This is a genomic window from Aureimonas jatrophae, from assembly GCF_900104035.1.
GTDB classification, from domain to species: Bacteria; Pseudomonadota; Alphaproteobacteria; order Rhizobiales; family Rhizobiaceae; genus Aureimonas; species Aureimonas jatrophae.
Genome location: NZ_FNIT01000002.1, coordinates 467,898 through 494,845, shown reverse-complemented (window position 1 = coordinate 494,845; position 26,948 = coordinate 467,898). Strand labels below are relative to the sequence as shown.

Here is a 26,948-nt window from a genome sequence, read left to right as displayed (position 1 = left end):
TATACCAGCGGCTCTGGCGGCCCTATGTTCGAATGACCGGTTTCTTGTCGCGATCCGCCACGATGATCGATCCCTTCTCCGATATCCTGTCGCTCCTGGGCACCCGAAGCGTGCGCGGCACGAGCCTCGATGCGTCCGGCGCCTGGGCCCTGGCCTTCGATGGACGCGCACGGCTGAAGTTCGTCGCGGTGACGCGCGGCGGATGCTGGCTGCTCGTGCCCGGCCGCGAACCGGAATGGATCGGCGAAGGCGACGTCGTTCTTCTCAGCGACACGCGCTACGCGGTGGCGAGCGATCCCGATCTCGAACCGGTCGACGGCATGGAACTCTTTGCCGGTCCGGACCGAAACGCCGTTAGGTTGGGAGATGGGTCGCAGACCGAGATGATCGGCGGCGGCAGCGGTTTTGCGGAAGGCTGCGCCCCGTTCGTACTCGAGGCCCTGCCCCGGTTCCTGCGGATCGACCGGGGCTCGCCCAGCGCGCAGGCGGTTGTTCGAACCCTGGCGTCGCTTCGGGCCGCCGTGCAGGACCAGAGCCTTGGAAGTTCGTTGATCGCGGCGCGTCTCGCCGACATCCTCGTGGTGGAGGCGGTTCGCGCCTTCGTGGCGGATGGTTTTGGCAACACGATCGGGTGGATCGCCGCCTTGGCGGATCCTCGGCTGGCCAGGGCGATCGCCCTGATGCACGGCGATGTGGCCCGTCGCTGGACCTCTCCCGTTTTGGCGCGCGAGGTCGGCATGTCGCGCTCCGCCTTCACGTCCCACTTCACGCGTCGCGTCGGACGCCCGCCGATGGACTACCTCACGCACTGGCGCATGGTTCTGGCGCGGCAGAAGCTGGCGGCGGGAACCAGCGTGGCCGATGTCGCGCAGGATGTCGGCTACGCGTCCCAGAGCGCGTTCACCCAGGCCTTCAAGCGCACCGTGGGCCGAACGCCGCGATCCGGCCCCTAGGGAACCGCGGCGTTCGCGAACCTCCGCGGATCTGTCTTTGGAGCGTCAGACGTCTTCGGCAGTCGTCCACGATTGTGGGAAAGAGGGTCGCGCCGTTCGAGCCGCTTGGGCGAAGCCAGATCTTGCCGTCCCTCTTGCGTCGCGACGGCCGGGCAACCGGGCGCGAGCGGAAACGCGGAGCCCTGCATTCGGGCATCCCCATCCCCTGCCGAACAAACAATTCCCGTCCAGCGTCCACGGCAGAATAATTTGTCTATTCAGTATGTAGATTGAGTGGTCAATTGATCCGCACATCAGACCTGCGGAGCCTCGTCATGCCCAAGACAGAATCCCATCCCGTCACCCTCGGTTTCAGGGCGCCGGACTTCTCGCTCCCTGGGCCGACGGGTCAGGAGGTCGCGCTGGCGGACTTCGCCGATCGCCCGGCGCTTCTGGTCGCCTTCATCTCCAATCGCTGCCCGTTCGTGCTCCTTTTGCGCGAAGCGTTCGCCACGTTTGCGAACGAGTATGCCGAAAAGGGGCTCGCGGTGATCGCGATCAACTCCAACGATCCCGTCGCCCATCCTGAGGAGGCGCTGGAGCGCCTGGGCATCGAGGCGCAGGAGCAGGGCTACCGCTTCCCCTACCTGAAGGATGCCTCCCAAGAGGTGGCGAAGGCTTACCAGGCCGCCTGCACGCCCGACCTCTTCCTGTTCGACGGCGAGCGGCGCCTTGTCTACCACGGCCAGTTCGACGACGCGCGTCCCGGCAACGGACGGTCCGTGACGGGAGCCGACCTTCGCGCCGCCGCCGACGCGGTGCTGCGCGGCAACCCGCCGCTGGCGCATCAGGTCCCCTCGATCGGATGCAACATCAAGTGGGCGGAGAACAACGCGCCCGCCTCGATCTCCGCCGCCGCCTGACCGCCGCACCGAAGCCGGGAGGGTTCCATGGCCGCCACATCGAAGGACCGATCGCTGCCCGACGGCGAGCGCCTCGCCTGCGACGTGCTCGTCGTGGGAGGTGGTCCGGCTGCCGCATGGGCCGCGGTCTCGGCCGCCGAGGCGGGCTCCCGCGTCGTTCTGGCCGACAAGGGCTATCTCGGCACGAGCGGGGCCACCGCGCCGTCCAACACGGGTGCCTGGTGCGTGCCGCCCGGCGACGCGCGCCAGGCGGCGGTCGAGGCGCGCTGGAAGCGCACGGCCGGGCTCGGCGACCGGCGCTGGATGCTGCGCTGCGTTGACCAGAGCTACGAGAACCTCACGCGGCTCGTGGAGTGGGGCTATCCATTCCCAAGCGACGAGGCCGGCAACCTCTATGTCGCGAACCTGCGCGGCCCCGACTACATGCGCTTCATGCGGCGCGAGGTGTCGCGGCGCGGCGTGCGCATCCTCGACCATCACCCGATCCTGGAGCTTCTGGGAGACGGCCACGCGGTGGCCGGCGCGCGCGGCCTTTCGCGGCGCAGCGGGGGAAGTTTCGAGGTTCGGGCGGGGGCGGTGGTTCTCGCCAGCGGCGGTTGCGCCTTTCTGGAGCGCATCCTGGGCGGCACCGGTCTCACGGGTGACGGTCTTTTGTTCGCGGCCGAGGCGGGCGCGACGCTGTCGGGGCTGGAGTTCACGGGCAAGTACACGCTCGCCCCGCACGGCTCGTCGCTCAACAAGGGTCTGCCCTTTCGCTGGGCGAGTTTCTACAACCCGGACGGCACGCCGCTGCGCGGGCCGGACGGAGAACCCGTCACCAACGGCATCGGCGCCGCCGAGCGGATGATCGCCGATGCGCTGCTGGCCGGCGAGGTCTTCGCCTGCCTCGATCTGGCCGACCCGTCGATCGAGGAGGCGCTGCGCCGGGGTCAGCCGAACTGCTTCACCCCCTATGAGCGCAGGGGCATCGACCCGTTCCGGGACCGGTTCCGGGTCGACCTCAAGTTCGAGGGCACGGTGCGGGGAACCGGCGGCATCCGGATCGCCTCGTCGGACTGCTCGGTCGGCATTCCCGGTCTGTTTGCGGCGGGCGATGCCGCAAGCCGCGAGAACGTGACGGGCGGCGTGTCGGGCGGCGGCGCCGTCAACGCGTCCTGGGCCATGGCGAGCGGATGGTGGGCCGGCCGGGGTGCGAGCCTGTCGGCCCGTCGCCCCGCCGCGCAGGCCACGCGCAGCCTTGATCCGCTCGGGCAGGCCGGTCTTCGCCCGCTCGGCGAGGCGCGGCCGGTCGATCTCGACCGGCTGGCGCAGCGGGTGCGGGCCGAGATCGCCCCGCTCGGGCGCAACTATCGCCGCGGAGCCGCGCCGCTGGCCGAGGGAAGGCATGCGGTGGAGGCCGCCTGGCGCGAGATCGCGGAGCATCTGCGACCCGAAAGCCGCGAGCGCCTGCGCGCCCGCGAGATGGCGGCCGTAACCGCGGTCACGCGCTGGACCCTGGCGGCCGCCGAGATGCGCACCGAGAGCCGCGGCGCGCATCGCCGCAGCGACCATCCCGAGACCGACCCGGCGCTGGCCCGGCGCATCGCGGTGGGTGGCCTCGACGCGGTGCGGGCGCAATGGGAGCCGCAACCCGAGACCCGCCTGGAGGAGGCCGCGTCATGATCGAGGTCGTGTCCGAGGACCGCTGCATCCGCTGCGATATCTGCGAGCGCGTTTGTCCCGCCTTCGTGTTCGATCGCGATGCGTCCGGCCTGCCCGTCATCGCCCGGCAGGACGACTGCCAGACATGCTTCCTGTGCGAGATCTACTGCCCGACCGACGCGCTCTTCGTCGCCGAGGCCGCCGACGGTCCGACCGGGATCACCGAGGCGGAGGTCGAGAGGCGCGGCCTGTTCGGAGCCTATGCCCGCGCGCTCGGCTGGAGCCGGGGCCGCGCAGGGGGCGCAGACCAGGACCCCACTCATCGGTTGCGCGCGGCGCAGAACTGAACCGTCAAGGACACCCGTCATGGACCGCATCGACGTCAGCGACCTTCGCAAGACCTTTCAGCTCAAGCCCGGCCAGAGCGTCACCGTGGACGGCCGGCGCAGCGATCGCGTCGATGTCCTTGGCGGCGTCGACCTCGCCATTCGCAAGGGCGAGTTCATCACGCTGGTCGGGCCGTCGGGCAGCGGCAAGTCGGTTCTGCTCGACGTGATCGCGGGCCTGACGGAAGCCTCGAGCGGTGTCGCGCGGATCGACGGCAGGGCGGTGACACGGCCCCACGCCGGAACGGCCTACGTGTTTCAGCAATATGCCCTTTTCCCGTGGCGCACGGCGATCGAGAACATCGAATACGCCATGGAGGTGCGCGGGCTCGGCCGCGTGGCGCGGCGGGACCGGGCGCGCGAGCTTCTCGACCTCTTCGGCCTCGGCGGCTTCGAGGACCGGTATCCGTCGCAGCTCTCGGGCGGGATGCAGCAGCGCGTGGCGATCGCCCGGGCGCTCGCCAACGACCCCGAAGTGCTCCTGATGGACGAGCCCTTCGCCGCGCTCGACGCCCAGACCCGCGATCTTCTCCAGGCCGAGCTCCTGCGCATCTGGGAGACGATCAAGACCACGGTCGTGTTTGTCACCCACTCCATCGACGAGGCCATCTTTCTGGCCGATCGGATCGTGGTGATGACCGCCCGGCCGGCGCGCGTGAAGGAGATCATCGAGATCGACCTGCCCCGTCCGCGCGCGATCGAGATCCGCAACGGCGACGCGTTCAACGGCTACCGCGCCCGCGTCTGGGACGCCCTGCGCGACGAGGTGCGCAAGGCGCAAGGGGACTGGTCCCTCGCCGCGCGGCTCGCGCATTGAAAGGAACCGCCTTCATGTCCCTGGTCTCGCTCAAGCCTGCCGTCTCCCCCTTTGTCGGCACGCGCCTGCGCTTTGCGCCGGCCACGTCGCGGCTGCGCCGCGCGGCGGGGCGGATCGGCCTTGGCCTACCCGCGATCGTCGCCTTCGCCCTTCTCTGGGAGGCGGCGCCACGGCTCGGCTGGATCAACGCCCTGTTCTTTCCCCCGCTCAGCCGCGTTCTGGCCGCGCTCGGCGAGATGATCGCCAACGGAACCATCGCGGAGCATATCGGCATCAGCCTTCAGCGCGCGGCGCTCGGCTTCCTGCTCGCGGTGGTCGTGGCGGTGCCGCTCGGGCTGGCGATGGGGCGCTACCAGGTCTTCGAGCGCATGAGCGACTTCCTGGTCCAGACGCTGCGCAACACCTCGCAGTTCGCCTTGATGCCGGTCTTCATCCTCGTTCTGGGCATCGGCGAGGCGTCCAAGGTCGCCATCACCTTCTATGCCGCCGTGTTCTTCCTTCTGGTCAACACGATCGTGGGCGTGAAGTCGGTGGATCCCCTGCTTCTGAAGGCCGCGCGCTCCATGGGCACGTCGGACTGGGACCTCTTCCGCAAGGTGATCCTACCCTCGGCCGTTCCCTCGATCGTGGCGGGTGCGCGGCTCGGCGTGAAGACGTCGCTGTTTTCGGTGATCGCGGCCGAGATGCTGGCCGCGCAGTCCGGCATCGGCTTCCTGATCCAGCATTCGTCGCTCATGCTGGAAACCGACCGCATGTATGCCGGCATCCTGACGCTGACGGCGACGGGCCTTGTGCTGAACTACCTCCTTGTCGCCCTCGAGGCGCGCGCCACGCGCTGGAAGAGCAGCGACGGCGCCGGTCCGGCCTGAACCGACCACGCAACATTACCCCCGCTTCCCCCTCCCCGCCCGGCCCGATGGTCCGGGCGGACCGAACCCGCACGCTCTGCAACAAGGACCCTGTGCCATGCCCATCGCATCCCTTCATCGCCGCGCCCTCCTGCGCCTGATGGCCCTGTCCCTTGCGCTCGGCGCGGCCGGCGCCGGGCCGGTCCTGGCGCAAGAAAGCAAGCCCGAGGTGATCCGCATCGGCTCCACCGCGCCCGGCCATCTCAAGTTCATCCTGTTCCGTAACCAGAAGCTCCTGGAGAAGGAGTTCGAGAAGGACGGGATCAAGGTCGAACTGACGACCTTCGACGGCGGCTCGGCGGCCTCGTTCGCGCTCGGCTCGGGTGCAATCGACGTCACCTATATCGGCAACAACCCCTCGCTGCGCCTCGGCGCGAGTGGAGCGGACGTGAAACTCGTCGGCCTGTCGAGCTGGGTTCCGTCCAACGAGACGCTGATCGTGGTGCGGCCCGACTCGACCGTCCGGACGCTCGCCGATCTCAAGGGCAAGCGCGTCGCCTACCTGTCGGGAACCGTGCGCCACTCGACCTTCGCCAAGGCCCTGGCGGCCGAAGGCGTCTCAATCAACGACGTCCAGAGCCTCAACATCGGCATCGAGAATTCCGGGCCGGCCCTGGTGCGCGGCGACGTCGACGCCGTCGTGGAAAGCACGGGACCGGCGCAGAAGCTCGTGGACGCCGGTCAGGCGCGCGTCCTCTTCGATGCCGCGACGTCAGGGAAGCCCGAGTGGGCGGTTCCGCACCTCATCAGCGTCAACGGGGCCTTCGCCCGCGCGTATCCGCGCATCGTCGAGCGGCTCCTCAAGGTCGACATCGAGGCCGCGCGCTGGGCCGACGCCCATCCCGACGAAACGGTCGCGATCTTCGTGAAGGAGACCGGCAACAGCGAGGGCGCGGTGCGCTCGACCTATGCCGAAGGCCGGTTCTATCAGAACCCTGAGATCAGTTCCCAAGCCGTCGATGCCTTGAAGGGCGAGGAGCGCTTCATGGCCGAGGCCGGCCTCCTGAAGGGCGAGGTCGACTACGACAGCTGGATCGACCGAAGCTTCTTCGAGGCGGCGAGCGCGCAGGCGACCGCGAGCAACTGACAGCCGTTCCCGGCTCCGTCGACGCGTCATAGCCGGCCCGGTCCGAACGGGCCGGCCCTGTCCACGGGGCCAAGGAAACGGTCGCGAAGCGGATAGGGGCACTGTCGCGGACCGGCGCGCGAGCGCGTCGTGCCGATTTCGTACAGGCGCGCGCAGGCGGGGCCGAAACAATGATCGGTCGCGGTCGGTTGGGCTCAAAGCCGGCACCTTTTTGAAACCGGCGAATCACCGGCGCGGCCCTGCCCTGCCGCCGCGCGGACGACCTCGCGCGTTTTTGTGTGAGGGCGCGCGAAACGCCATTCAGCTTCCGTGGGCGCGATGCTAGTTCTGGCGCGTCGGTCGGCTTCGCGGGGAGGCGAAGGCTGCCGGCGGGCAACTCCCGGATACAAGGCCACCAATGGCCGACCGGGGGCGGCGGGGCGACGCGCTCCGCCCTGCTCGGTCGAGATGCAACGGGAGGGAAACCAGGCAGCCAACCGCAGCCGTCGTCGCCGCTCTTCTTGCGGCCAGCACCCTGTCCGCCACGGCGCAGGAGGTGTCCGACGACATCGTCAAGATCGGCATCCTGAACGACCAGTCCGGCGTGTATGCCGACTTCGGCGGCCGCTGGAGCGTCGAGGCCGCCAAGATGGCGGTCGAGGACGCGGGCGGCAAGGTGCTCGGCAAGGAGGTCCAGGTCGTCTCCGCCGATCACCAGAACAAGCCGGACATCGCCTCCAACATCGCTCGGCAATGGTACGACACCGAGCAGGTCGACGCGATCATGGAACTGACCACCTCGTCGGTCGCGCTCGCGGTCCAAGGCCTGTCGCGCGAGAAGCAGAAGATCAACATCGTCACCGGCGCGGCCACCACGGACCTGACCGGCAAGCAGTGCAGCCCCTACGGCTTCCACTGGGCCTACGACACCCATGCGCTTGCGGTCGGCACGGGCGGCGCCCTGGTGAAGGCCGGCGGCGACACGTGGTTCTTTCTGACCGCAGACTACGCCTTCGGCTATTCGCTCGAGGAGCAGACGTCGAACTTTGTGAAGGCGAGCGGCGGGCAGGTGCTGGGCTCCGTCCGCCACCCGCTGTCGAACACGGACTATTCCTCGTTCCTGCTGCAGGCGCAGTCCTCGGGTGCCAAGGTGATCGGCATGGCCAACGCCGGGCTCGACACGGCGAACGCGGTGAAGCAGGCGGCCGAGTTCGGCATCGTCCAGGGCGGACAGCGCCTCGCGGCCCTCCTGTTCACGCTCGCCGAGGTTCATGGGCTCGGGCTCGAGGCCGCCCAGGGCCTGTCGCTGACGGAAGGCTTCTACTGGGATCGGGACGACGCGTCGCGCGCCTTCGCGCAGCGCTTCTTCGAGCGCACGCAGCGCATGCCGAACATGATCCAGGTCGGCACCTACTCGGCGGTCGCCCAATACCTCAAGGCGATCGAGAAGGCGGGCACCGACGCCACCGAACCGGTCGCCGCCGCGCTGCACGAGATGCCGGTCAACGACGTCCTCACCCAGAACGGGCGTGTCGGCCAGAACGGGCGCATGATCTACGACATGTACCTTCTGGAGGTGAAGAAGCCTTCCGAAAGCACCAAGCCCTGGGACTACTTCAAGGTCCTGGCCACGGTGCCGGGAGACCAAGCCTACCTGGATCCGGCGCAGAGCGGCTGTTCGTTGGTGAGCCAGTAGCCGCAGCGGTTCGCTCGGTTATGGCCATGCCGCAGACGGCAAGCCCATCCGACACCTTGGTCGCCGGCGGGATCGTTCTGTCCTGCCGGGGACTGAGGCGCGACTTCGGCGGCTTCACCGCCGTGAAGGACGTCGATCTCGACATCCGCCACGGCGAGATCCATGCGTTGATCGGCCCGAACGGCGCCGGCAAGACCACGGTCTTCAACCTCCTCACGAAGTTCCTTCAGCCGACGGCGGGTACGATCACCCTCTTGGGCCACGACATCACGCGCCTGAAGCCGGCCGCGGTCGCGCGCATGGGTCTGGTGCGCTCGTTCCAGATCTCGGCGACCTTTCCGCATCTCACGGTCTTGGAAAACGTGCGCGTCGCCCTGCAGCGGCAGGCCGGACTGGCCACCCAGTTCTGGCGTCCCGCCAGCGCACTCGACCGCCTGAATGCCCGGGCGATGGAACTGATCGGGGCGGTCGGTCTCGCCGACGCCCGGGACCAGCCGGCCGCCGATCTGTCCTATGGCCGCAAGCGCGTTTTGGAGATCGCGACGACGCTCGCCTTGGAGCCGCGCGTGCTTCTTCTCGACGAGCCGATGGCCGGCATGGGCGCCGAGGACGTCGACGTGGTCGCCGGCATCATCCGCGACGCGGCGCGCCACCATGCCGTGCTCATGGTGGAGCACAATCTCAAGGTCGTCGCCGATCTTTGCGACCGGGTGACCGTGCTTCAGCGAGGCGAGATCCTGGCGGCCGGCGACTACCGGACGGTGGCCGGCGACGAGCGCGTGCGCACCGCCTATATGGGAACCGACGCCCATGCCTGAGACCCTCGAGCCGCTGCTCCATGTGCGCGGCCTACAGGCCTGGTACGGGGAAAGCCATGCGCTGCACGGCGTCGACTTCGACGTCTTCCCCGGCGAGACCGTCACGCTGGTCGGGCGCAACGGCGTCGGAAAGACGACGACGCTGCGCGCCATCATGGGCATCCTGCGCAAGCGCACCGGCACGATCCGCTTTCGCGGCGCCGACGTGACCCGCGTTCCCCTTCACAGGATCGCCCATCACGGCATCGGCTTCGTGCCGGAAGAGCGCGGCATCTTCGCCAGCCTCTCGGTGGAGGAGAACCTCCTGCTTCCGCCGGCGGTCGCACCCGGCGGCATGACCGTGGACGAGATCTACGACCTCTTCCCCAACCTTCAGGAGCGCCGCCGCAGCGCGGGCACGCAGCTCTCGGGCGGCGAGCAGCAGATGCTGGCCATCGCGCGGGTTCTGCGCTCCGGCGTTTCCCTGCTGTTGCTCGACGAGCCGACGGAAGGGTTGGCGCCGGTGATCGTCCAGCGCATCGGCGAGGTGCTGCGGATCCTGAAGGGCCGCGGCATGACGGTTCTTCTCGTGGAGCAGAACGTCCGCTTCGCCGCCAAGGTGGCGGATCGCTTCTACCTCATGGACCACGGCCGCGTCCTGGACGGCTTCCCGGTCGCGGAACTGGCGGAGCGCAACCGGCAGATGACCGAAACGCTGGGGGTTTGACCGCGCGATGACGATGGTTTTCGGCATTCCGATCCAGGCCTTTCTCGGTCAGCTCCTCGTCGGGCTCATCAACGGCTCGTTCTATGCGATGCTCAGTCTCGGCCTCGCGGTGATCTTCGGGCTCCTGCGCATCATCAACTTCGCCCACGGCGCGCAGTACATGCTCGGGGCCTTCGCGGGCTTTCTGCTTCTGTCGGTCGCCGGCATCGGCTTCTGGCCGGCGCTGGTGCTCGCGCCGCTCCTGGTCGGCCTGCTCGGCATCGCGGTCGAGCGCCTGGCGCTGCGGCGGCTCTACGACCTCGACCCGCTCTACGGTCTCCTGTTCACCTTCGGCCTCGCGCTCGTGATCGAGGGTGGGTTCCGCTACCTCTACGGCTCGTCCGGCCAGCCCTACGCGCCGCCCCCGCAACTGGCCGGCGGCACCAACCTCGGCTTCATGTTCCTGCCGAACTACCGCGGCTTCATCGTGGTCGTCTCGCTCGTGGTCTGCCTGGGCACCTGGCTCCTGATCGAGCGCACGCGGCTCGGCGCCTATCTACGGGCCGCGACCGAGAACCCGGTCCTGGTGCGCGCCTTCGGCATCAACGTGCCGCTGCTCCTACTGCTGACCTATGGCTTCGGCTCGGCGCTGGCGGGACTGGCGGGCATCCTGGCCGCGCCGGTCTATCAGGTCAGTCCCCTGATGGGCTCCAACATCATCATCGTCGTCTTCGCCGTGGTGGTGGTCGGCGGCATGGGCTCGATCGGCGGGGCCATCGTCACCGGCTATCTCCTCGGCCTGTGCGAGGGGCTCACCAAGGTCTTCTACCCGGAAGCGTCCAGCATCGTCATCTTCGCCATCATGGCGGTGGTGGTGCTGGTGCGCCCGGCGGGTCTGTTCGGAAAGGTGGCCTGATGGTGGTCGACACCACGCTCGCTCTGCCGGCGCGTCGACCCGCTGCGGCGCTTCGAACCGTCGCGTTGCTCGCGGCGCTCGGCCTTCTCGCGGTCGCGCCGTTCGTGTTCTACCCGATCTTCCTCATGAAGATCCTGTGCTTCGCCCTGTTCGCCGCGGCGTTCAACCTTCTTCTCGGCTACACGGGTCTTCTGTCGTTCGGGCACGCGGCCTTCTTCGGGGGCGCGGCCTATGTCACGGCCCACGCGGTGAAGGTCTGGGGACTGTCGCCGGAGCTTGGCGTGCTCGCCGGCGCGCTTGCGGCCGGCGTTCTGGGCCTTGCGATGGGCTACCTCGCCATCCGGCGGCAGGGCATCTACTTCGCCATGGTCACGCTGGCCTTGTCGCAGATGGTGTTCTTCGTCTGCCTGCAGGCGCCCTTCACCGGCGGCGAGGACGGATTGCAGGGCGTGCCGCGCGGTCGCCTCTTCGGCCTCGTCGATCTCGGCGATCCCGTGGCGATGTACTTCTTCGTGCTGGCGGTTTTCCTGTTCGGGATCTTTGCGGTCTATCGCATCGTCCATTCCCCGTTCGGCACGATCCTGCGATCGATCCGCGAGAACGAGAACCGGGCGATCTCGCTCGGCTACTCGGTGGGCGCCTACAAGCTGGCCGCCTTCACTATGTCGGCGGCGCTGGCGGGACTGGCCGGCGGCACCAAGGCGCTGGTGTTCCAGTTCGCCACCCTGACCGACGTCACCTGGCAGATGTCGGGCGAGGTCATCCTGATGTCGCTGCTCGGCGGGATCGGCACGATGCTGGGACCGGTCGTCGGGGCTGGGCTCGTCGTGGTCATCCAGAACAGCTTCGCGACCTCGGCCTTTCCGATCACGGTGATCACGGGCCTGATCTTCATGGCCTGCGTCCTCCTGTTCCGGCGCGGCCTCGTCGGCGAGTTCCTGGCGTCGCGGATCGCACGCCGCCTGGGGCTCGGCCATGGCTGAGCGCTGGCACGGCGAGTACGACTTCGTCGTGGTCGGCGGCGGCACGGCCGGCTGCGCGCTCGCCAACCGCTTGTCGGCGGATCCGGCGGTGACCGTGCTGCTCCTGGAGGCCGGCCGGCGCGACAACCATCCCTGGATCCATATCCCGGTCGGATACCTGTTCTGCATCGGCAACCCGCGCACCGACTGGTGCTTCTCCACGGACGCGGAGAGCGGGCTGAACGGCCGCACGCTCAACTATCCGCGCGGCAAGGTGCTCGGCGGCTGCTCCTCGATCAACGGCATGATCTACATGCGCGGCCAGTCGGCGGACTACGACGGATGGCGGCAGATGGGCTGCACCGGCTGGGGCTGGGACGACGTCCTGCCCTTCTTCAAGCGCTCCGAGGACTACCATGCTGGCGCGGACGAGATGCACGGCGTCGGGGGCGAATGGCGGGTCGAGGCGCAGCGGTTGCACTGGGATATCCTGGATGCGTTCCGGGCCGCGGCGGAAACGGTCGGCATCCCGCGAACGCAGGACTTCAACCGGGGCGACAACGAGGGCTCGTCCTATTTCAAGGTGAACCAGCGACGGGGCGTGCGCTGGAACGCGGTGAAGGCCTTCCTGCGTCCCGTCCGCCACCGGCGGAACCTCCATGTGCGCACCGGAGCGCACGTCCGCCGTCTCGTGATCGAGGAGGGCGCGGCGGTGGGCGTCGAGTTCGAGTTGGAGGGTGCCCCCCTGCAGACCGTGCGGGCGCGCCGCGAAACGGTGCTGTGCGCGGGCGCTATCAACTCGCCCCATATCCTCGAGCTGTCCGGCATCGGACGTGGCGAGGCGCTGCACGCGGCCGGCCTGTCCGTCACGGTCGAGCGCCGCGAGGTCGGCGAGAACCTTCAGGACCACCTGCAGCTGCGCTGTGCCTACAAGGTCACCGGCGTGCGGACCCTGAACGAGCGGGCGAGTTCGCTTCTCGGCAAGTCCGCGATCGCGCTCGAATACGCCGTCCGACGATCGGGGCCGATGTCGATGGCGCCGAGCCAGCTCGGCGTGTTCACGCGATCCGACCCCTCGTTCGAGACGCCCAACCTTCAGTATCACGTCCAACCGCTCAGCCTGAACCGGTTCGGCGAGCCCGTGGACGCCTTTCCGGCCTTCACCGCCAGCGTGTGCAACCTGCGACCCGAAAGCCGCGGCAGCGTCCATGCCCGCTCGCCCGACCATCGCGCGCAGCCGGCAATCCGCCCGAACTACCTCGCAGCCGTTCGCGACCGGCAGGTCGCGGCCGATGCGATCCGCCTGACGCGCCGCATCGCGGCGGCCGAACCGCTGCGCCGCTACCAGCCCGAGGAGTTCCGGCCGGGTCCCGCCTTCCAGACGGAGGAGGAACTCGTCGAGGCGGCGGGCGCCATCGGCACCACCATCTTCCACCCGGCCGGGACCTGCCGCATGGGGGCGGACGAGGCCTCGGTCGTGGATCCGCAGCTTCGCGTGCGCGGCGTGCGCCGCCTGCGCGTGGCGGACGCCTCGGTCATGCCGCGCATCGTGTCCGGCAACACCAACTCGCCGACGCTGATGATCGCCGAAAAGGCCGCGGCGATGATCCGCCAGGCCTGGCCGTGACCGCAGCGGAAAAGGAAACAGCATCATGAAGCCGCAACGCGTCGCCCTGGTTGGTCTCGGCAACATGGGCAGGCCGATGGCCGTCAATCTGGCGAAGGCAGGCCACGACGTCATGGGATTCGACCTGTCGGATGCAGCGCGCCGGCAGGCAGCCGATGCGGGCATCGCCGTGGCCGCCTCGCTCCGCGAGGCGGGTCAGGGCGCGGAAACCCTGATCACGATGCTGCCAGCCGGCTCCCACGTCCTGTCGGTATGGCAGGACGCCTTTACCCATCTGTCACCGGGCGCCCTGATGGTGGACTGCTCGACGATCGACGTGGCCAGCGCTCGCGCCGCGCACGAGCTTGCCGCGATGCATGGGAATCCATCGCTCGACGCACCGGTTTCGGGGGGCACGAAGGGGGCGGCTGCGGCGACGCTGACCTTCATGGTGGGCGGCCGGGTTGAAGCCTTCGAGCGGGCGCGCCCGGTGCTGGACGCCCTCGGGGCACGAGCCGTCCATTGCGGCGAGGCTGGCGCGGGTCAGGTCGCCAAGATGTGCAACAACATGATCCTCGGCGTGTCCATGATCGCGGTCGCCGAAGCGTTCGTCCTGGCCGAGCAGCATGGCCTCTCGGCGCAAGCCCTGTTCGACGTGGCCGCGACCTCGTCCGGTCAGTGCTGGTCGCTGACGAGCTACTGCCCCGTGCCCGGCCCCGTACCGGCCTCGCCCGCCAACCACGCGTATCGGCCCGGCTTCGCGACGGCGCTGATGCTGAAGGATCTGCGCCTTGCCAAGGAGGCTGCCCGGACCGCCGGCGCCGCGACGCCGCTCGGCGCCCATGCCGAGGCGATCTATGCCGCCTTCGACGCCGAAGGCGGTGGCGGCGACGACTTCTCGGCGGTCATCAGGCATCTGCGGCGCCAGATGACCTGACGCGGCGCCTCCGGGCCGCGCCGTACGAGCCGGGCGTCGCCGGGTCCGGTCACGCCGTCCGCGGCGCGCCGGCGGCTTCACAACAACCTGTAGTGCGCGGCGCGCGCGATCATCTGCGCCCGGTTGCGGGCGTCGAGCTTTCGCGCCGCCGCGTTGAGATGCATCGTCACGGTCGGAACCGAGCGGTGGATGCGCGCCGAGATATCCTTGGCCGAAAGACCCTCGGCCGAGAAGCGCAGGCATTCCCGCTCGCGCGGCGTGAGGTGTACGGCGCGCGAGCGCCGCTCCGCCTCGCCGAACAGCGGCTCGATCGCCGCGTGCACGGCGTGGGCCAGCAACGTGAAGCGGGGCAGGATTTCGGCACCGTCGCGGTCGAAGTCGTCCTGCGCGTCGTAGCGGATCCCAGTGAAGGTGGCGCAATCGCCGGCCCGCAGATGGATCGGCACGGTCAGGCCGCAGGTGATCGCGGTGTCGTGGACATAGGAGACGACCGGCTCGTGGCGTGCGTCGAGCGCCCGGTTGAGCACCGTGCGGCCGTTCTTGCGGTAACTCCAGACGAAGGGACGCGGGCTGTTGAGCGCCAGATGCTGCACCGGATCGATCTGGTAGAAGCCGCTCGCCGACCAGAGATCCACCATGTCGAGCGGCACGTCGCGCATGCCGAAGAAGGAGGGTGTGATGAGCTCGCCGTCGTGCGTGTAGGCGACCGGCGCGTAGTCGTAGATCAGGGCGCCGAGGCCGAGCGCGGACATGACGGCATGCGCGACGTCGAGCTTCGCCGCGATCGTCGGCGCCTCGTCCAGCGCCGTCTCCAACTCCCAGGCATCGAAGGCCATCCGTGGCCGCCTCAATCATTGCCGAACATTGAGGCATGTTCACATCTTGTGCGGCGACGAGCAAGCGGGCAGTCTCCGACCCTATCAGTTTTGATAGCTTTCGCACGACCGAAACGGCGTCCTAGTCTCGAACAAGGGCAACCAGCGCAGGCGACGAGCGGGCATGTGGCGTGAGATCGAACCGGACGAGGTCCGGCGCGTCGAGGTCGAGGGTGGCAGCGTCGTCACCTATTCCTTCGGTTCGGGCGAGGAGACCGTTCTTCTCCTGAACGGCGGGCCGGGCCTGCCCTGCGACTACCTGCGCGATTCCCATTCCTGCCTCGTCGACCACGGTTACCGCGTGGTCGCCTTCGACCAGCTCGGAACCGGACGCTCGGACCGGCCGACCGATCCCGCGCTGTGGACCATCACCCGCTATGTCGGCGAGGTGGAGGCCGTGCGGCAGGCCCTCGATCTCGGCCCCGTCCACCTCGTCGGCCAGTCCTGGGGCGGCTGGCTCTCCGTCGAATACGCGCTGACCCACCCGGAGGCGCTGCGCACGCTGGTGCTCGAGAACACGGCGGCCGACATTCCCCATCTCGTCGCCGAACTCGGCCGCCTGCGCGAGGCGCTCGGCTCCGAGACGGTCGCCATGATGCAGCGCCACGAGGCGGAGGGGACGCTCAACCATCCCGAGTACCAGGCGGCGATCACGGTCCTGAACTACCGGCACGTCTGCCGCCTCGCCGAATGGCCAGCCCCGGTGCGCCGCTCGTTGGGCGACTGGAACATGGGTCCCTACGAGACGATCCAGGGTCCGAACGAGTTCACCTATACCGGCAACCTGAAGGACTGGAACCGCATCCCCGACATGCATCGGATCACGGTTCCCACCCTGATCACGGTCGGCCAGCACGACGAACTGACGCCGGCCTGCGCCATGCGCATGAAGCTCGCCTTGCCCGACGCCGAACTGCGTGTCTTCCCCAATTCCAGCCACATGCCCTTCTTCGAGGAGCCGGCCGCGTTCTTCCCCGTGCTGGTCGACTTCCTCGCCCGGCGCGGCGGGCGAAGCCGAGCCGCCGACCTTGCGGGAGCCACCTGAGCCCGCCCGATGCATCGCTATCGCTTCGTCCTGTCGCGCCCCTTCCAGTTGATCCCGGTCCTGATCGGCATCAGCCTCGTCACCTTCGTGCTCGTCCGCTCGATCCCCGGCGATCCGGCGCGGCTGATCCTCGGCACGCGGGCGACGCCGCAGGCGCTGGAGCGCGTGCGCGCACAGTTCGGCTTGGATGAGCCGCTCTGGCTCCAGTACCTTTATTTCCTGCGCAATCTCGGGCGCGGCGAGATGGGGCGCTCGATCCTCTACAAGGTCGACGTCCTCGGCCTGATCCTCCAGCGCATCGAGCCGACGCTGGTGCTGGTGGCGGGATCGGTGGCGCTGTCGCTCCTGATCTGCGTGCCGCTCGCCACGATCGCCGCGCGGCGGCAGGGCTCGGCCACCGACAGCGGCGTGCGGCTCGCCTCGACGCTCGGCCTCGGCCTGCCGAACTTCTGGCTGGCGATCATGCTGATCATCCTCTTCTCGGTGACGCTCGGCTGGTTTCCGGTGTCGGGCTACGGCAACACGATCGCCGAGAAGCTGCACCACATGGCCCTGCCCTGGCTCACCGTCGCGCTCTCGCTGTCGGCCGTCCTCACGCGGCAGCTGCGCGCCTCGCTGATCGCCGAGATGCGGTCCGACGTCGCGCTGGCGGCCTGCGCGCGCGGCCTGCCCGAGGCGGTGATCTTCCGGCGCCACGTCCTGCCCAACTCGATCCTACCGACGCTCAACCTCCTGGCGGTCAACATCGGCTGGCTGATCGGGGGCACCGTCGTGGTGGAGCAGGTCTTCGCCATCCCCGGCATGGGTCAGCTCCTGGTCCGGGCGATCTTCTCGCGGGACTACATGGTGGTGCAGGGCGTCGCGATGGTCTTCGCGCTGGCCACCGTCCTCGTGAACTTCCTCGCCGACGTCCTGACCGTGACGGCCGACCCGCGGGTGCGCCTGTGAGCGTCGTCCCCGTCCCGGCCCCCTTGCTCGTTCCCGCCCGGACGCGCCGCGGCGCAGGGACGCCGCTGCCGCTCGTCGCGGGCCTCGCGCTGCTGGCGGGCTTTCTTCTCCTCGCGCTCCTCGCCCCGCTCGTCGCGCCCTACGATCCGATCTTCCAGGATGCCGCCGCGCGTCTTGCCCCGCCCTCGCTCGCCCATCCCTTCGGCACCGACAACTACGGCCGCGACATCCTCTCGCGCATCATCTGGGGCACGCGGATCGACCTGCAGCTCGCCGTCTTCGGGGTGGTCTTCCCGTTCCTCATCGGCACGGTGGTCGGCACCGTGTCCGGCTATTTCGGCGGACTGGTGGACAACATCTTCATGCGCGTCGTCGACGTCGTCCTCGCCTTTCCGTTCCTCGTCCTGATGCTGTCGGTGATCACCATTCTCGGACCAGGTCTCCAGAGCTTCTTCATCGCGATGGCGCTGGTCGGCTGGGTGTCCTATGCGCGGCTCGTGCGGGCGCAGATCCTCGTCCTGAAGAGCAGCGACTTCGCGCTCGCCGCCCGCTCGCTCGGCTTCGGCCATGCCCGCATCATGTTCCGCCACCTCCTGCCCAACGCGCTGACCGCGTCGGTGGTCTTCGCCATGTCGGACTGCGTGCTCGTGCTCCTGTCAGGCGCGGCGATCAGCTATCTCGGCCTCGGCGTGCAGCCGCCCGCCGCCGAATGGGGGATCATGGTGGCCGAGGGGCAGGCCTTTCTCGCGCGCGCCTGGTGGATCTCCGCCTTTCCGGGCCTTGCGATCGTGCTTCTCGCCTTCAGCTTCAGCCTCGTCGCCGACGGGCTCGGCGACGTCCTCGGGCGGCGCGCATGAGCGGGGCGGGTTCGCATGCGCTGGAGGTCGAAGGCCTCACCGTCACCGCGTCCGGCCCGCTGGGCGAGCGCCGGATCGTCGATGACCTCTCCTTCCAGCTCGCGCGCGGCGAGATCCTCGGGCTCGTCGGCGAGAGCGGCTCGGGCAAGACGGTCGCCTGCCGCGCCCTGATGCGGCTCCTGCCGCCGGCGCTCGCCGTATCGGCCGATGCGATCCGCCTGAAGGGCCGCGAGGTCGCCAATCTGTCCGATGCGCAGTTCGCGCCGCTGCGGGGCCGCGAGATCGGCATGGTCTTCCAGAACCCGGCGAGCCACCTCGATCCGGTGATGCGGATCGGCGAGCAGATCGCCGAGACCGTGCGCCTGACGCGCGGCCTCGGCCGACGCGACGCGCGCCTGGAAAGCGTCGAACTCCTTCGGCAGGTGGGCATCCCCGACCCCGAGCAGCGCGCAGGGGCCTTCCCGCACGAGTTTTCCGGCGGCATGCGCCAGCGCGCGATGATCGCGGTCGCTCTCGCCTCGGATCCCGACATCCTTATCGCCGACGAGCCGACCACGGCGCTCGACGTGACCGTCCAGGCCCAGATCCTGCGCCTCCTTCTCGACCTTCGCGACCGGCGCGGCCTCGCGATCGTCTTCATCACCCACGATCTCGGGGTGGTGTCGCAGCTCTGCGATCGCATCGCCGTGCTCTATGCCGGCCGGCTCTGCGAGATCGGGCCGAAGCGCGACATCCTGATGCGGCCGCGCCATCCCTATACGGCCGGCCTCGTGGCGTGCCAGCCGGCGCAGAGCACCGGCGCAAGGCGACTTCGCACCATCGAGGGTCAGCCGCCGGGCGCCGGCGAGATGCCGTCCGGATGCCGGTTCCATCCCCGCTGCCCTCGCGCGGGCGAGGACTGCGGCACGCGCCAGCCGCCGCTCGTCGCCATGGGTGCGGAGCGCCGCGCGGCATGCCATCATCCCCTCGGGCACGGCATCCTGGAGGGCACGGCATGAGCCAGCCCGACATCATCCTCGAAGCCGACGATGTCGTCGTTCGCTTCCCCGGCCCCGGCGCGGGGCTCCTCGGCCTCCAGCGGCGCAGCGTCCAGGCGGTGAACGGCGTCTCGCTTCAGGTCCGGCGCGGCGAGACGATCGGGATCGTGGGCGAATCGGGATCGGGCAAGTCGACGCTCGGCCGCGCGCTTCTCGGCCTCGAGCCGATCTCGGGCGGCCACGTCCTGCTCGACGGACTGGCGGTCTCGGACGGTCGGCGGGCTGACCTGAGGATGCTGCGCCGACGCACCGCCATGGTGTTCCAGGACCCGGCGAACTCGCTCAACCCGCGGCTTACCGTCGGCGAGACGCTGGCCGAGGTCCTGCGCGTCCACGGCAAGGCGCCACGCGGCGGAACGGCGCCTCGCATCGCCGAGCTTTTAGCGATGGTCGGCCTCGATCCGGCGCTGGCAGGCCGGCGCCCGGCCGCGCTCTCGGGCGGTCAGTGCCAGCGCGTCGGCATCGCCCGGGCGCTCGCCGTCGAGCCCAGCCTCGTCGTCGCCGACGAATGCGTCGCCGCGCTCGACGTCTCGATCCAGGGACAGGTGATCAACCTCTTCCTCGACCTGAAAGAACGGATCGGGCTGACGCTGATCTTCATCGCGCATGATCTGGCCATCGTGCGCCGGCTCTGCGACCGGGTGGCTGTCATGTATCTCGGCCGGATCGTCGAGGAAGGTCCGACCGAGAGCGTGTTCCGCGAGCCGCGCCACCCTTACACGGCGGCCCTGATCGCCTCGATCCCCGAGATCGACCCCGACATCGCGCTGCCGCTGGCGCCGATGGGCGGCGAGCCGCCGAGCCCGCTCGCCCCTCCGCCCGGCTGCCCGTTCCATCCGCGCTGCCCCTATGCTGAGGATCGCTGCCGCACCGGCCCGGCGCCCGCCCTTCGCCGCGTCGACGACCACGGCTGGGCCTGCATCCTCGAGCCCGGCACCCTCCCGGCGCCGGTCCGCGAACCGCCGACCTCCCCTCCCCTAACGACCCGCGAGGCTTTTCCATGTCCCGACCCCGCATGACCCGCCTTCTGGCCGCGACGGCGCTCGCCGCCCTGTCGCTTACCGCCTCGATCGCGGAGGCCGCCGGCGTCCTCACGATCGGCCGGCGCGAGGACTCCACGACCTTCGACCCGATCGCCTCGGCGCAGAACGTCGACAACTGGGTCTATTCCAACGTCTTCGACGTGCTGGTGCGCGTCGACAAGACCGGTACCAAGCTGGAGCCGGGCCTTGCGGAAAGCTGGACCGTCTCGGACGACAAGCTGACCTACACGTTCAAGCTGCGGGACGCGAAGTTCTCGGACGGCTCGCCCGTCACCGCCGAGGACGCGGCCTTCTCGCTCTTGCGCATCCGCGACGATCCGACCTCGCTCTGGTCGTCGAGCTATTCGATCGTCGACACGGCGACGGCCAGCGACCCGCGCACGCTCGTCGTCAAGCTGAAGGAGCCGTCGGTCCCCTTCCTTGCCTCGCTGGCGCTGCCCAACGTCTCGGTCCTGCCGAAGGCCGTGGTGGAGGCCAAGGGCGAGGAGTTCGCCTCCGCGCCGATCGGGTCCGGCGCCTTCTCGGTCAAGGAGTGGGTCCGCGGCGACCGCGTGATCCTCGAGAAGAACCCGAACTACTGGGAGGCCGACAAGGTCAGCCTCGACGGCGTCGAATGGATCTCGGTGCCCGACGACAACACGCGCATGCTGAACGTGCAGGCGGGACAGCTCGACGCGGCGATCTTCGTGCCCTTCTCGCGCGTCGAGCAGCTGAAGCAGGACCCACAGCTCAAGGTCTCGCTCGACACGTCGACCCGCGAGGACGCGCTGCTCATCAACCACGAGAAGGGCAAGCTCGGCGAGATCGCGGTGCGCCAGGCGCTGGACATGGCGATCGACAAGCAGGCGATCGTCGACGCCGTCACCTTCGGCATCGGCGAGGTGGCCAATTCCTACATCCCGAAGGGCGCGCTGTACTATTACGCCGACAACCTGCGCCGCCCCTACGATCCGGAGCGCGCCAAGGCGATGCTGGCGGAGGCGGGCGCTTCCGACCTTGCCCTCGACTACAACGTCAAGGCCGGCGACGAGGTGGACGAGCAGATCGCCGTCCTGATGCAGCAGCAGCTGTCCAAGGCGGGCGTCACCGTCAACATCAACAAGGTCGACGCCGCCTCGCAGTGGGACATGTTCATCAACGGCGATTTCGACGTCGCCGTCGGCTACTGGACCAACGACGTCCTCGACCCCGACCAGAAGACCACCTTCGTGCTCGGCCACGACACGAACATGAACTACATGACGCGCTACAGGAACGACATGGTGAAGGACCTCGTCGCGAAGGCACGCACCGAAGCCGACCCCGCCAAGCGCGAGGCGATGTATGTCGAGCTGCAGAAGATCGCCAAGGACGAGGTCAACTGGATCGACCTCTACTACAGCCCCTACATCAACGTGACGCGCGCCAACATCGACGGCTTCTACCAGAACCCGCTCGGCCGCTTCTGGCTGGAGGACGTGCGCAAGAACTGAGATGATATGGCGGGCTCCGTCGGCTTCCTGTCGGCGGAGCTTGGGATGGTGTCATGACGCAGCAACCGGCGTTTCCATCGGTCACCGAACTGGGGCGCGCCCTTCGCCAGGGCACCACGACGTCGGCGGCGGTCGTGCGCGAGGCGCTCGAGCGCATCGAGGCGCTCGACGGGCGCCTCAACGCCTTCGCCGACGCGATGGCCGAGGCCGCGCTCGCCGAGGCGGAGCAACGCGATGCCGAGCGTCGAGCCGGCCGCGTCCGTGGCCCGCTTCACGGCATCCCGGTCGCGATCAAGGACATCATCGACGTCGCAGGCACGCCGACCGGTTGGGGCACGCGTGCCCACCCGCCGCGGATCGCCGCGCGCGATGCCGAGCTTGTTCGGCGCCTGCGCGAGGCGGGCGCCGTCATCCTCGGCAAGACGAACTGCCTCGAATACGCCTACGGCGTCGCCCACCCGGCGGTCGGGCAGACCAACAATCCGCTCGATCCCTCGCGCACGGCCGGCGGCTCCAGCGGCGGCTCGGCCGCGGCCGTGGCGGCGGGCATCGTGCCGCTCAGCATCGGAACCGACACGGGCGGCTCGATTCGAATTCCGGCGAGCTACTGCGGCATCGTCGGCCTGAAGCCGAGCCTCGGGCTGGTTTCGCTCGACGGCGTCTTTCCGCTCTCCCCGACGCTCGACCACGCGGGGCCGCTGGCGCGGTCGGTAGCCGATGCCGCACTCGCGCTTGCCTGCCTCACCGGCCGGCCCATCACGCTGCATCCGGTTCCCCTGCAAGGCCTGCGGATCGGCCTCGTGCGCCACCATTTCGAGGCGCCCGTGGTTTCAAGCGGTGTCCGCGCCTCCGTCGATCAAGTGCTCGCTCGTCTGGAGGAAGCCGGGGCGACCCTGACGCAGATCGACCTCCCCGGCATCCGGGAGGTCAACCAGGCACTGGTCGAGGTCCTGCTACCGGAAGCCGCGCTCGTTCATGCCGAACGGCATGCCGCCAATGCCGCAGGCTATGCGCCCGGCACGCGTGCCCAAATCGAGGCAGGATTCGCCTCGCGCGGCATCGACTACCTGCGCGCCCTGACGCTGCGCCGCGCGATCACGCTCGAGGCGGACCGCTGCTTCGACCGGGTCGATGTCCTCGTCTCGCCGAGCGTTCCCTTTGTCGCGCCTGCCGAAGACCCGCCGTTCGTCGAGGGCGAGGAAGGCGAGCTGTTGGCCAGCGGCCTGGCCAACATGACGGGCCAACCGAGCATCAGCCTTGGCTGCGGATGGAGCGAGCAGCTGCCGGTCGGGCTCCAGCTGACGGGCCGCACCGGTTGCGACGCGCGCCTTCTCTCCATCGCCTCGGCGATCGAGACCATCGGTTGAACCGGTCGGTCCCGATCGCTGCCCTCCTGTCCGCGATGACGGCTTCGGCGGCCGGCGGTTGCCGCCCTGACGCGATCCGTCACGCCATACGGTTCTGCCTCACCGATGGAGCTGCAGCACGAGGGCGTCGCGCGCGCCGACGCGCACCTGCAGTTGTGCCCCGCTACCGGCGCCGGCATGGCACGCCAGCAGCGAGGCCTGCGCCACCGGCAGCGGCCATGCGACCGTCGCCTGGCTGGCATCGACGCCGCTCAGGCAAAGTTCGGCGTCCTGTTCCTCGCGGGTGGAGTTGACGACCCATAGGAAGGACCGGCCGTCGGCGTCTCGGTGCAGTCGCGCCTGGAGCGCCGGGTTCGACGAGGCGACCTGCGGCCGGCGGCCGGCTTCCTCAAGCAGCGCGGCAAAGAAGGCCCGGTTGGCCTCGCCGCCCTGATGGAAGTAGCCGATGCCCGGGTGCGTGCCCACCAGGAGCGTGCGTCCCCGCCCGAAGCGGTTCTCGACGGCGGCGATCCGGCCATCCTCGAAGCGGCCGCGCACCGTGCCGGTGGTGGGGCGATAGCTTTGGAGGAAGCCGCCGCCCTGGATCGCGCGCCCGTCGACCTCGAGCCGGATGCGGTCGCCGATATCGGGCATGAACTCGACCTCGTCTTCCACGGCGCCGAAGACCGCGTCGAGGCCGTTATTCGGCTGGCGCGTTCCTACCTTGCCGCGATCGCCGAAATAGCCGGGCGTCGCTTCCGAGACGAGCGTGCCGCCCGCCTCGACCCAGCGCGCGAGGCGCCCGGCATGCTCGGCCGTCAGCATGATCGGATAGGGCGCATAGATGACGTCGTGGTCGTCGAGATGGTCGATATGCAGCCAGTCGGCCTGGATGTTGCTGTCGAAGAAGGCGCGATAGGCGCCCCACATGGCGTCCCGGTAGGTGCTGGGGCAGTGGTCGTGGTTGAGAAGGTAGTCCCAGGCCTGCGCCTCGGGCACGACGAGAAGACCGACGTCGCCCCGCACGGGGCGAGCCGCGAACAGGGCCCGACGCTCGGGCGCGTTGGCCCATTTCGCCAGGCTCGAGGCCATATCGGAGCGCGGCGTGCGCGAGCCGTCCATGCCGTAGGAGCCGAAGGCGCCGAAGAGCGGTCCGTCGAGCAGCGGGCGGTAGCGCAGGTTGAGGACGCCCGTGGCGCCGGCCGCGAACGAGGTCATCGTGAGAAGGCGGATGTCCTCGGGCTCCATCACCCGGCCGTCCTCCTTGTCGCGCCCCACGACCTGCGGCTGCATCCAGAGCGGTCCGCCGGGACGCTCGGCGTGCCACCAGGGCTTGCCGCGGCTGGCGGCGCGCGTGAGGTCGGGACCGAAGAAGTTCTGCCACGGCTTGAAGCCACGACGGCTCGGCACCCAGGTCAGGCCGTAGAGCTCGACCTTGGAGGCCGCAAGCCAGTCGTCGGACCCGTTGGCCGCCATGTTGGGGATGGCGCCGCCCACGCCGTGCGCCGCAATCAGACAATCCGCGTCGACGGCGCGGATCGTGTCGATCTTGAACTGCATCTGCCCGTAGTAGGTCTCGCGCTTGAAGGCGAGCCAGTCGAGGTTCTGCGGATAGGCCGCCACCTCCACAGGTGGGTCGACATCCTCCCATTCCGCATAGGAGTAGCGGTACCAGGCCTCGGCCAGCGCATCGAGCGAGCCGTATTTCGCCTCCAGCCAAAGGCGGAAGTCGGCCTTCATGGCGGGCGAATAGTCGACGTCCGAGGCGTAGTTGACCTCGTTCCAGACGTCGTATCCCAGCAGCCCGGGATGCCCCTTGTAACGGGTGGCGAGCGCATGGAGGAAGGCGCCCACCCGCTCGCGCACTTGCGCGTCGTTCATCGACAGGGCGCCCGCCCCGCCGCCGTTATTGGCAAAACCCCCGGTCGCGGCGCTGACGCCCATGTTGGACGATAGCGGGCGGCCATCGGCGCGGATTTGACGGGCATGGGCAAAGCGCCGGTAGGCCCAGTCAGGCACCGCATGGCTGATCTCGGCAATGATCGTGCGGATGCCGTGCCGGGCGGCCAGATCCATCTGCCGGTCGTAGTCGTCCCAGTCGTAGACGCCCGGCCGGCGCTCGATCGCGCTCCACATGAACCAGTGCCGGAAGACGTTCAGACCATCGGCGGCAGCCGTTGCGTAGTCGCACTCCCAGTCCTCGCGCGGCGGGTTGGACTTGCGGAAGTAGACGGCGCCGAAGGGCACCTGGGGCAGCGTGTCGAGGGGCATGGAACGGGTCCTTCGGGACAGTCGGGAGCGTTCGGGCGACGCGCGGCGGCGCCCGTCGTGGGACGATCGCAGGCACAGACGGCGGCGGAGCTAGCTGCCGGCCGGCGCCTGCAGCGTGCGGATCAGGGCGGAATGGTCCTTGTCGCCGTCGCCGCGCTCGATCGCGCTGGTCATGAGCTGCGCGGTAGAGGCGGTGTTGGGCAGAGCGATATCGAGCGCGCGAGCGCCGTCCATGGCGAGCCCCATGTCCTTGCGATGGAGCCGGATGCGAAAGCCGGGATCGAAGGTCTCCCGGATCATGCGCTCGCCATGCAGCTCCAGGACGCGCGAGGACGCAAAGCCCCCCATCAGAGCCTCGCGCACCTTGGCGGGGTCGGCCCCGGCCGCGCGCGCGAAGGTCAGCGCCTCGGCGACCGCGGCGATGTTGAGCCCGACGATGATCTGGTTGGCGACCTTGGCGGTCTGGCCGTCGCCCACGCCGCCGACATGGGTGATGGTCTTGCCCATCTGCTCGAACAGCGGACGGGCCCGCGCAAAACCCGCCTCGCTGCCGCCCGCCATGATCGTGAGCGCGGCGTTCCGGGCGCCGACCTCGCCGCCCGACACGGGCGCGTCGACATAGGTGCCGCCGCCCGCCTCGATGCGCTCGGCAAAGCCCTTGGTCGCGATCGGCGAGATCGAGCTCATGTCGATGACGAGCGCGCCGGGCTGCAGCGCGGAGGCGACGCCGTGCTCGCCGAACAGCACCGTCTCGACGTCGGGCGTGTCGGGCAGCATCAGGATCACCGCCTCGGCACCCGCAGCCGCCGCCGCCGCGCTGTCGGCGGCCCTTCCCCCGGCCTCCACCAGGAAGCGCGAGGCCTCCTTGACGCGGTGGAGCGCCAGCTCGTGTCCGGCCGCCAGGAGATGGCCCGCCATGGGGCGTCCCATGACACCGAGGCCGATAAAGGCGATCCTCATGCCGCCACTCCCTCGCGCCATGCGTTCATCCAGGACAGGCCCGCCGTGGTGGTCGTGGCCGGCTTGTATTCGCAGCCCACCCAGCCCCGGTATCCCAGCCGGTCCAGCGCGGCGAGGACGAAGGCGTAGTTGATCTCGCCCGTGCCGGGCTCGTGCCGGCCCGGATTGTCGGCGACCTGCACGTGGCCGATCCGGTCGAACAGGCGCTCGAGCGTGGCGACGAGGTCCCCCTGCATGACCTGCGTGTGGTAGACGTCGTACTGAAGGCGCAGGTTGGCCGAGCCCACCCGGTCCATGATGAGCTCGGCATGGTCGGTCGTGGACACGAAGAAGCCGGGGATGTCGCGCAGGTTGATCGGCTCCATCACCAAGGCGATGCCGGCGTCGCGAAGGCGCGGCGCGGCATAGCCGAGGTTCTCGACCAGCGTGTCTTCCAGGCGGTCGCGGTCGGCACCCGCCGGTGCGATGCCGGCGAGGCAGTTGACGGTCGGGCAGTGCAGATCGCGGGCGTAGCGGATCGCCGTGTCGACGCCTTGCCGGAACTCCTCGACCCGGTCCGGCAGGCAGCCGATGCCGCGCTCGCCGCCCGCCCAGTCGCCAGCCGGCAGGTTGAACAAGGCCTGCGTCAGCCCGTGGCGCTGCAGCCGGTCGCGGATCTCGGCGGCGGGCATTTCGTAGGGCGAGACGTATTCCACGGCGCGGAAGCCGTCGCGCGCGGCCGCCTCGAAGCGGTCCAGAAACGGCAGCTCGGCATAGAGAAAGGACAGGTTGGCGGCAAATCGGGGCATGGTTCTCGCGGTC

At 69.2% G+C, this 26,948-nt stretch carries 23 protein-coding genes and 1 pseudogene; 20 read left to right on the top strand and 4 right to left on the bottom strand.

Going from position 1 to position 26,948, the window contains the following annotated elements:
• The first annotated feature begins 62 nt into the window (after positions 1-62).
• From BLQ76_RS06725 to mmsB, 14 genes are all read left to right on the top strand, one after another.
• Positions 63-953 (top strand): AraC family transcriptional regulator, encoded by an 891-nt coding sequence (locus BLQ76_RS06725; protein ID WP_170842499.1) that lies wholly within the window; start codon positions 63-65, stop codon positions 951-953.
• Between the two features lie 314 nt (positions 954-1,267).
• Positions 1,268-1,855, top strand: coding sequence for a thioredoxin family protein (locus BLQ76_RS06720; RefSeq protein WP_090670776.1), 588 nt, complete (start codon positions 1,268-1,270; stop codon positions 1,853-1,855).
• A 27-nt stretch (positions 1,856-1,882) separates the two neighbouring features.
• Positions 1,883-3,517: an FAD-binding protein gene (locus BLQ76_RS06715; protein ID WP_090670773.1), complete on the top strand. Its 1,635-nt coding sequence runs from the start codon at positions 1,883-1,885 to the stop codon at positions 3,515-3,517.
• A complete protein-coding gene (locus BLQ76_RS06710; RefSeq protein WP_090670770.1) occupies positions 3,514-3,843 on the top strand; it encodes a 4Fe-4S dicluster domain-containing protein in 330 nt (109 codons plus the stop codon). Before BLQ76_RS06715 ends, BLQ76_RS06710 begins: the two co-directional genes overlap by 4 nt.
• Before the next feature lie 19 nt (positions 3,844-3,862).
• Complete coding sequence (locus tag BLQ76_RS06705) at positions 3,863-4,699, top strand: ABC transporter ATP-binding protein (protein ID WP_090670768.1); 837 nt, start codon at positions 3,863-3,865, stop codon at positions 4,697-4,699.
• Between the two features lie 14 nt (positions 4,700-4,713).
• Positions 4,714-5,568: an ABC transporter permease gene (locus BLQ76_RS06700; RefSeq protein WP_090670765.1), complete on the top strand. Its 855-nt coding sequence runs from the start codon at positions 4,714-4,716 to the stop codon at positions 5,566-5,568.
• 97 nt (positions 5,569-5,665) lie between these two features.
• Positions 5,666-6,694, top strand: coding sequence for an aliphatic sulfonate ABC transporter substrate-binding protein (locus BLQ76_RS06695; protein WP_090670762.1), 1,029 nt, complete (start codon positions 5,666-5,668; stop codon positions 6,692-6,694).
• Positions 6,695-7,091: 397 nt separating this feature from the next.
• Positions 7,092-8,369, top strand: coding sequence for an ABC transporter substrate-binding protein (locus BLQ76_RS06690; RefSeq protein ID WP_090670759.1), 1,278 nt, complete (start codon positions 7,092-7,094; stop codon positions 8,367-8,369).
• 26 nt (positions 8,370-8,395) lie between these two features.
• Positions 8,396-9,187 carry an ABC transporter ATP-binding protein gene (locus BLQ76_RS06685; RefSeq protein WP_090671393.1) on the top strand — a complete coding sequence of 264 codons (792 nt, stop codon included), beginning with the start codon at positions 8,396-8,398 and terminating at the stop codon, positions 9,185-9,187.
• Positions 9,180-9,893: an ABC transporter ATP-binding protein gene (locus BLQ76_RS06680; protein ID WP_090670756.1), complete on the top strand. Its 714-nt coding sequence runs from the start codon at positions 9,180-9,182 to the stop codon at positions 9,891-9,893. The genes BLQ76_RS06685 and BLQ76_RS06680 overlap by 8 nt, the downstream gene beginning before the upstream one ends.
• A gap of 7 nt (positions 9,894-9,900) precedes the next feature.
• The gene (locus BLQ76_RS06675) at positions 9,901-10,788 is read left to right on the top strand and encodes a branched-chain amino acid ABC transporter permease (protein ID WP_090670753.1); all 888 of its coding nucleotides are present in this window, start codon (positions 9,901-9,903) and stop codon (positions 10,786-10,788) included.
• Positions 10,789-10,790: 2 nt separating this feature from the next.
• Complete coding sequence (locus tag BLQ76_RS06670; protein ID WP_210184153.1) at positions 10,791-11,771, top strand: branched-chain amino acid ABC transporter permease; 981 nt, start codon at positions 10,791-10,793, stop codon at positions 11,769-11,771.
• Positions 11,764-13,377 (top strand): GMC family oxidoreductase, encoded by a 1,614-nt coding sequence (locus BLQ76_RS06665; RefSeq protein ID WP_090670748.1) that lies wholly within the window; start codon positions 11,764-11,766, stop codon positions 13,375-13,377. Before BLQ76_RS06670 ends, BLQ76_RS06665 begins: the two co-directional genes overlap by 8 nt.
• A 25-nt stretch (positions 13,378-13,402) precedes the next feature.
• Entirely contained in the window at positions 13,403-14,293 is an 891-nt protein-coding gene (gene mmsB, locus BLQ76_RS06660; RefSeq protein WP_090670745.1) for a 3-hydroxyisobutyrate dehydrogenase, read from the top strand.
• Positions 14,294-14,370: 77 nt separating this feature from the next.
• Here the strand turns inward: mmsB and BLQ76_RS06655 are convergent, their stop codons facing one another.
• Complete coding sequence (locus BLQ76_RS06655) at positions 14,371-15,129, bottom strand: LuxR family transcriptional regulator (RefSeq protein ID WP_090670742.1); 759 nt, start codon at positions 15,127-15,129, stop codon at positions 14,371-14,373.
• A gap of 163 nt (positions 15,130-15,292) precedes the next feature.
• Here BLQ76_RS06655 and BLQ76_RS06650 point away from each other — a divergent pair, with 163 nt between their 5' ends.
• The 6 genes and pseudogenes from BLQ76_RS06650 to BLQ76_RS06620 all read left to right on the top strand — a co-directional run bounded on the left by BLQ76_RS06650 (position 15,293) and on the right by BLQ76_RS06620 (position 22,937).
• Entirely contained in the window at positions 15,293-16,213 is a 921-nt protein-coding gene (locus BLQ76_RS06650) for a proline iminopeptidase-family hydrolase (protein ID WP_090670739.1), read from the top strand.
• Between the two features lie 9 nt (positions 16,214-16,222).
• Positions 16,223-17,161: an ABC transporter permease gene (locus tag BLQ76_RS06645; RefSeq protein WP_090670736.1), complete on the top strand. Its 939-nt coding sequence runs from the start codon at positions 16,223-16,225 to the stop codon at positions 17,159-17,161.
• Positions 17,162-17,184: 23 nt separating this feature from the next.
• Positions 17,185-18,018, top strand: coding sequence for an ABC transporter permease (locus BLQ76_RS06640; RefSeq protein ID WP_090670733.1), 834 nt, complete (start codon positions 17,185-17,187; stop codon positions 18,016-18,018).
• Positions 18,015-20,074: pseudogene (locus BLQ76_RS22765) on the top strand (dipeptide ABC transporter ATP-binding protein). Before BLQ76_RS06640 ends, BLQ76_RS22765 begins: the two are co-directional and overlap by 4 nt.
• Complete coding sequence (locus tag BLQ76_RS06625; RefSeq protein WP_425285137.1) at positions 20,056-21,570, top strand: ABC transporter substrate-binding protein; 1,515 nt, start codon at positions 20,056-20,058, stop codon at positions 21,568-21,570. Before BLQ76_RS22765 ends, BLQ76_RS06625 begins: the two are co-directional and overlap by 19 nt.
• Positions 21,571-21,623: 53 nt before the next feature.
• Positions 21,624-22,937 (top strand): amidase, encoded by a 1,314-nt coding sequence (locus tag BLQ76_RS06620; RefSeq protein WP_090670720.1) that lies wholly within the window; start codon positions 21,624-21,626, stop codon positions 22,935-22,937.
• Positions 22,938-23,036: 99 nt separating this feature from the next.
• On the opposite strand, the gene BLQ76_RS06615 is transcribed toward BLQ76_RS06620, so the two are convergent.
• The 3 genes from BLQ76_RS06615 to hyi form a co-directional block, all read right to left on the bottom strand.
• The gene (locus BLQ76_RS06615) at positions 23,037-25,187 is read right to left on the bottom strand and encodes a beta-galactosidase (RefSeq protein ID WP_090670717.1); all 2,151 of its coding nucleotides are present in this window, start codon (positions 25,185-25,187) and stop codon (positions 23,037-23,039) included.
• A gap of 90 nt (positions 25,188-25,277) precedes the next feature.
• Positions 25,278-26,147, bottom strand: a complete 870-nt coding sequence (locus tag BLQ76_RS06610; protein ID WP_090670715.1) for a 2-hydroxy-3-oxopropionate reductase — start codon at positions 26,145-26,147, stop codon at positions 25,278-25,280.
• Complete coding sequence (gene hyi / locus BLQ76_RS06605; protein ID WP_090670712.1) at positions 26,144-26,935, bottom strand: hydroxypyruvate isomerase; 792 nt, start codon at positions 26,933-26,935, stop codon at positions 26,144-26,146. The genes BLQ76_RS06610 and hyi overlap by 4 nt, the downstream gene beginning before the upstream one ends.
• Positions 26,936-26,948 lie beyond the last annotated feature (13 nt).